The organism is Wolbachia endosymbiont of Madathamugadia hiepei (assembly GCF_013366855.1).
Classification (GTDB): Bacteria; Pseudomonadota; Alphaproteobacteria; order Rickettsiales; family Anaplasmataceae; genus Wolbachia.
Genome location: NZ_WQMP01000055.1, coordinates 1 through 6,317, shown reverse-complemented (window position 1 = coordinate 6,317; position 6,317 = coordinate 1). Strand labels below are relative to the sequence as shown.

The window sequence follows — 6,317 nt, the reverse complement described above, 5'->3', positions numbered from 1 at the left end:
TTTACAATAATCATCTACAAAACAGAATAACTCTGTTATATTCTTATGCATTGGGTAACCTCCTATTGTTGCTAAAATACTGGAGTTTACCTTATTTCTCTCTCTACTCTCTTTCTAATCCATAGTTAGCGTTATTTGGGTTAAGTTTTGACGAATTTGCTCCTGATATCCAGCAATTCTTTCTTGATATATATCGATCATTTTCTGGCATGATTTACTCCTAAATGGATGCGCCTCTTTTTCCTTTATGTAAGAGTTTTGAAAGTGTTTACAGTGAAGGATTGCTTCTCTATATTTTTTTATGTCGTTGATTGTTTTGACTATCGACTTATCTGTTTTCTTCAAATTCTCCTCCCATTCTTTCCTTTCAATTATACTCTTTGATTCTTTTTCCGCCTGGTTCATTTTATCATATAGGTTTTTGCACTCTTTAATAAGACGCCAGTGGCTGTAATACCCCTTTTTCTACGCTTTTATCATAAAAATTCTTCAGCTCATTGCTTGATAACGTTGCTATAGCCTCTTCTCTTTTACTGTGTAATTTAGGGTATTTTTTTCTCAGTGAGTCAATGTAATTCAGCAGGAGAATCTTAATGGAGTGTTTTTTGTATTCCCTAAGTTCCTCTAACGTAATTCCAATAGCTTTTTCTTGTGACTCTATGTATCCTAAAGCGTTTTCAAAATCCTGCTTGTTAGAGGTCAGAGGTTGAGCTTTCTTCAATTTTTTGATATCACGCTCTTTTGGATTTATACCACTAACTTCAATTACACGTGCAGCACTAGCAGGGTCAATTGCATTTAGCACAATACCTTGATCATTTTGATCTTTTAGAAAGCTTTGTAGCTGTTTTTTAAATTCCAATAAACTATCTAGTTTACTTCCAGTAGTCTTAGATTCTTTGATAGTATTATTGATGTTCTGAGCTGCTTTGTTATTTCCTTTATCACCTTTTATTTTCTTTTCGAATCTATGACATAGCTTGTCTTGTAGTTTTTTAAGTTGCTTCTCATCATTATTAAACAGCTTACTTGTCTTATTTTTAAAATCTTCTCTGCCTTTAAAACCTAAAACAGTATAGAGATTTTTTTCAACTATTAGTTCGTCATACTGTTTTGTTATTTTATTACTTCTGCTAAATAGAGATTTACTAATTTTGATTGCACCCATAATGTTACTCCAGTACTAATGCTACACAATAAAAGTATAAAACTTAATATTTAATTTTACTTACCGTTAATGTGGTTAGCTCAGCAAAATATTGAGGTGCCACACTAGCTTTGCTTCTATATTAAAACTTTAACTCCTAGCTCGTTATTAGTAATATCATTATATAAATAACTACAGTTTATGCCTGAACTTGGGAATATATTGCTATTGGTAGCCTGCTTATTGTCTCTAGCATATTTATTTCTACCGCTCAGTTCCTATCGGTTCGTTACCACTGCTATATTTTTCTGTGTATCGGTATCAATGGCTGTTTTAGTTTACTGTCACATTACAGACGATTTCTCACTCGAAAACGTATATTACTACTCTCATACAACAAAGCCTTTGGTATATAAGATCTGTGGTATTTGGGGAAATAAAGAAGGGTCTATGTTACTTTGGACTTTAGTGCTTGCCTTTTACCTGTTTCTGATGGGTATTTTCATTGATAACAATAGTAAACTGAAGAAGGTATCCTTGATCACTCAAGGCTTGATTTGCTTTTGTTTTTTGTTGTTCACTTTATTTGAGTCTAATCCTTTTACTAAAATGCCAAGCATTGAAACAGATGGTCTCGGTTTTAACCCAATATTGCAAGACATAGGTCTTGCTATTCATCCACCGATATTGTATTTGGGGTACCTCGGATTTAGCGTTCCCTTCTCGCTCTCTATAGCTGGATTAATTACGAACACTGAAGGAAATGTTTGGGCTAGAATTATTAGGCCTTGGGTGCTTATTTCTTGGTCGCTATTTACTTTTGGCATTAGCCTTGGCAGTTGGTGGGCATATCGTGAACTTGGTTGGGGTGGATTTTGGTTTTGGGATCCGGTGGAAAACGTTTCTTTGATGCCATGGTTAGTTGCAGTGGCGCTGACACATCTGCTACTTGTGGTACGAAATTTCAATGTTTTAAGAAACTTTGCCATTTTGCTCACACTTGCAACTTTTATATTGAGTGTAACCGGAACATTTTTAGTCCGCTCTGGAATACTCGCTTCAGTACACACATTCGCTGATGATCCAAAGTATGGACTGTATATATTAGCCCTACTTGGTATAATTACAGCCAGTAGCTTAGTAATATTTGTAGTATTTACAAGAAAAAATCGTCCATCTTTAGTGTCATTCCATTGCCTGACACTGGAATCCAGAAAAAAAGAAGCAAACAATCAAACCATTCAGATGACAGGGGGGAGAAAATTCTTCTCACGTTTCACGATGATGTTGATAAACAATTTATTGTTCATCACTGCTTTTTTCGTCGTATTCGTTGGCACTTTATATCCTATGATGCTTGAATATTTAACCGGCGAACTTATTTCAGTTGGAGCCCCGTATTATAATTCCTTGTTCAACCCCATTGCACTGGCTATTCTAGTCCTTACGATAATTGGGCAATACTGCCGTTGGCAGGGAAATAGCCTGTTGCCAATATTCCGTGAATATAGATTCTCATTTTGTAGCGCTGCGGCTATTTTGCCGTTTATTTTTCACATGGAATTAATAATAGTACTGTCAATTACCATCTCCATAGCACTATTAGTCTTTGTTTTAGAGGCGTATAGTAAAAGAATTCGCTTATTTAAGGCTGCACTTAGTGAATCAATTTTACTAGCAAAAAGAGTTTCCAAGTCCTACTACACAATGATGCTCGCTCATGCTGGAGTGGCAATTTTGGTGCTTGGTATAACCTATTCCGTTGGTTGGCAGGAAAAAAAGGAGAATTACCTAAAAATAGGGGATAGCATAACAGTCAATAAATTCAAAGTTACTTTGCGAAATATTGAATTTATAAAAGAGAAAAATTTCCATGCAGTGAGAGGAACAATGGATATCAGGAATTTGCTGAATAATAAGGTAATAGGTGAAGTAACTCCTGAATATAGATTTTATCTTGTGGAGGGTCAAAAGAATGTTGAGAGCAGTATTTACCACAATTTATTTTCTGATATTTATGTTGTAATTGGCGAGATCGATAAGAGTAAGAGCAAAATTGCAGCCAAAGTGCACTATAAACCTGGAATGCCTGTAATCTGGCTTGGGTCCTTCCTCATTGCTTTTGGTTCGCTCCTTGCTGCTTTGCCTTTATTGAGAAGATTTTAATAGGACTCCTACTATCACAAAAAACTACTTGACAAGTCCCTCCAACCCTGTTATAATGAGGCTAAAGCTATTATTTAACTTCCCAATCTGTACAGGTTAAAATGACAAGAAAACTTGTATTTGGCGTACTATTGTTTAATTTTTCGCACTATGTGCACTGCATGTCTTTTTAAAACTTCGGGTTTTAACCCATACAAGCTGAAACGCGCTTATAAGTCGTTTAAGACATCACCCAACGCCGGATTTTAAAATAGAGAGTGAAATAACTAGCTACCTCAGGGTTTTATTCTCTTTTTCCTCTGTCTGGTAAATTTCTTAAATATTATAGTTTAGACTAGTTGCATTTAAAAGCAGCTAAATTGCAGCGTTTAAGGCATAAAAACGCCAATACTGAAAATAAATACCGACCAGGGCTTCTTTTGCTTTTTTTTCATTTAGTAAATTTCTTAACATTCATAGCCAGGCAACTTAAGAGCACAAAAAAAATGCCAAAATTTTTCAGTTTCGGTTATGCAGAAGCCCAATGTGGGGCTCGCAACAGATTTGCTATAGCCCAAACTCTTCATTGATTTTCTCAACTATTTCTTGTGGTGGATCTTCCCCCCATCCTGAATATAAAATCTCCCCATAATCTGCAACATCCATAGAGCCAGTCCTACTTTTTGCAAGAAACATCTCTCTTTTATCTTTATCAACTAATACATAATGCCATGCTGATCTTCCGCAATCCTTACCACGAACTAAATATATGAGATCTGATCTGCTTCTTCTTGTTGCATTAGCAAAGGATCTCTCATTGACAGTTCTGCTTTTACTTTTTATGCTGCCACTTTCAGAAAAAGCTTTTTTGGATTCAGCTTTTTTGCTTGCTAGCTGAGAAATTTTTCCTTTTTCCCCCAGTGCACGCTCTTTGGTGTTTTGGGATGAATACTTACTGGAAAAACCTCCTCCTGTATCGCCAGGAGTCCTGTTTGTGAAACGCTTAGTAAATGGGTTATTATCGTTGTTCTCTGTCATAAAAATCTCCAAACTTTAGATTGTAGAATCTAAATTTTTACTACACCCTATCATACGTTAATTAAATTAATATAAATGAGAGATAATCTAGTAATTATTACAGGAATTACAGCTTCAGGTAAATCAGAATTATGCGATAACTTGATAGAAAAATATGGGAATATTGACATAATAAACTGTGATTCGAAGCAGGTATATAAAGAAATTCCCATAATCACTTCTCAGCCACCAAGGCAAGAAAAATTTTATAAACTATATGGTTATGTTTCAGCAAGAGAAAATTATTCCGTAGGTTTATGGCTAGAGGATTTAAAGAGAGAAGTCAATAGTGCGCTGGAGAATTCACGAATACCTATCATCATTGGAGGAAGTGGGCTTTATATCAGCAGCTTAATCAAGGGCTTATCGTCAATTCCACAAATAAGCCAGGAAGTAAGGCAAAATGTAAGTGAACTTAGAAAAAATTTAAGTAGAGAAGAGTTCTACAAATTAGCGCTAAGCAAAGACTCAAAAATTCAAGGTAAAATATTCATGAACGACTCGCACCGCCTTTCAAGGGCACTTGAAGTTATCACTGAAACTGGCAAGTCAATTTTCGTATGGCAAGAGCATAGACAGCCTCCTTTATTCAATAATTTTAAGATATATACAATTTTGCCTGAGCGTGAAAACGTATACCGAAAAATAAATTTTCGTTTTATTAAAATGGTTGAAAATGGAGCAATTGATGAAGTAGAAAAGCTACTTAGCATGAACCTAGCTCCACATTTGCCAGCTATGAAAGCACACGGAGTGCCAGAAATTATAAAGTACTTAAAAGGTGAGCTCAATTTAGATGAAGCAATACAAATTGCTCAAACAAACACAAGGCATTATGCGAAACGTCAATACACTTGGTTTAAAAATCAATTTCCAAATGCTGAAGTGATTGATTGTGTAGAAGAATTTTCACTCTCTTTTGACTAGATGCAGTTTTTTACTATTACTTGTTCCGGTTAGCCTCAATGCCACTCATTATTGGCTTGACTTCCTTTAGTGTACTCTCTACTTTCAATGACTTGCCAAAGCTGCCTGCCATTGTAATCACATCGTTCTCTTCTATTATTTTTATATCATTAGTATGGCCAAAAACTTTCTCAATCAATTGGAGAAAAATTTCTTTAATGACACCAAATAAACTTTTACTTTGTTGCATTTCATCAACAACTGGGTAGTCTTTAGCTTCTCAGAAATAGTGAGTAATAATTTACCATCTTTATATGTTACACCATCTTTTCCATCTTGAGATTCAAGTGTGAATTCTAGTGAGCTATTTATCCGGCAAGCTTCTTCTTCTGGATCATTAGATTTAACTATAGGTATTATCATATCAGATTTCACTGTTATGTGATTTATATCAGTACAGTCAATATTTATCACTTTTACAGGATTTTGTAGCATTAGACCATACTTACCAAGGCTAATTTGTGTAAATAAAGCAGCTTTATACCCTGCTTGATTACAATTGGTAACTAATTCCTCCAAGATAGGATCGCTTGGGACTTGAGCTTCAACATATTTGAACATTTCCTTGAAAACTTCTTTTGCAAACTTGCGGTACTGCTTACTCTCAACCAGGGCATCATACTTATTATGTAATTCGTTAATAAACTCTTTTGTTATGGCACTACCCTGAATAACAAAATTCATTCTCTTAATGTCTAGGCTCTGTGAAAAAAGTTTATCATGAGAAAATAAGGAAAGATGTAGCAAAAACTGGTAGTTTAACTTAGCTAAAAATAGAGAAACTACCAAATGGCATATTATATAAAAGAAGGAAATTGAAAACAAGTTTTTAGTTCTTTGAAAAGCGTGAAAGGAATACACAGCAAGAGCAAAGAGAAATTGAGAATATTTAAAGTTGCTTAAATATAGACAAGAGCCAGATTTGGAAGTGCACATAATTGACGGAACAATCGTGAGAGCTCATGCCTGTTCTGACGGATAT

Annotated in this window: 7 protein-coding genes; 2 read left to right on the top strand and 5 right to left on the bottom strand. The window is 35.0% G+C overall.

The annotated features are described in order from the left end of the window. Nucleotides 1-114 precede the first annotated feature (114 nt). Both GO685_RS02815 and GO685_RS02810 read right to left on the bottom strand, forming a co-directional pair. Nucleotides 115-405 (bottom strand): hypothetical protein, encoded by a 291-nt coding sequence (locus tag GO685_RS02815; protein ID WP_175937489.1) that lies wholly within the window; start codon nt 403-405, stop codon nt 115-117. A gap of 25 nt (nt 406-430) precedes the next feature. Further along, nucleotides 431-1,168 carry a hypothetical protein gene (locus GO685_RS02810; protein WP_175937488.1) on the bottom strand — a complete coding sequence of 246 codons (738 nt, stop codon included), beginning with the start codon at nt 1,166-1,168 and terminating at the stop codon, nt 431-433. Nucleotides 1,169-1,348: 180 nt separating this feature from the next. Here GO685_RS02810 and GO685_RS02805 point away from each other — a divergent pair, with 180 nt between their 5' ends. Further along, entirely contained in the window at nt 1,349-3,313 is a 1,965-nt protein-coding gene (locus tag GO685_RS02805) for a heme lyase CcmF/NrfE family subunit (protein ID WP_175937487.1), read from the top strand. Between the two features lie 546 nt (nt 3,314-3,859). Here GO685_RS02805 and GO685_RS02800 read toward each other — a convergent pair. Beyond that, nucleotides 3,860-4,330 carry a hypothetical protein gene (locus GO685_RS02800; RefSeq protein WP_175937486.1) on the bottom strand — a complete coding sequence of 157 codons (471 nt, stop codon included), beginning with the start codon at nt 4,328-4,330 and terminating at the stop codon, nt 3,860-3,862. A 75-nt stretch (nt 4,331-4,405) separates the two neighbouring features. Between GO685_RS02800 and miaA the strand changes: the two genes are divergently transcribed. Next, nucleotides 4,406-5,296 carry a tRNA (adenosine(37)-N6)-dimethylallyltransferase MiaA gene (gene miaA, locus GO685_RS02795; protein WP_175937485.1) on the top strand — a complete coding sequence of 297 codons (891 nt, stop codon included), beginning with the start codon at nt 4,406-4,408 and terminating at the stop codon, nt 5,294-5,296. A gap of 16 nt (nt 5,297-5,312) precedes the next feature. Here the strand turns inward: miaA and GO685_RS02790 are convergent, their stop codons facing one another. Both GO685_RS02790 and GO685_RS02785 read right to left on the bottom strand, forming a co-directional pair. Continuing rightward, a complete protein-coding gene (locus GO685_RS02790; RefSeq protein ID WP_175937484.1) occupies nt 5,313-5,525 on the bottom strand; it encodes a hypothetical protein in 213 nt (70 codons plus the stop codon). Then, complete coding sequence (locus tag GO685_RS02785) at nt 5,471-6,124, bottom strand: hypothetical protein (protein ID WP_175937483.1); 654 nt, start codon at nt 6,122-6,124, stop codon at nt 5,471-5,473. The genes GO685_RS02790 and GO685_RS02785 overlap by 55 nt, the downstream gene beginning before the upstream one ends. Nucleotides 6,125-6,317: the final 193 nt, after the last annotated feature.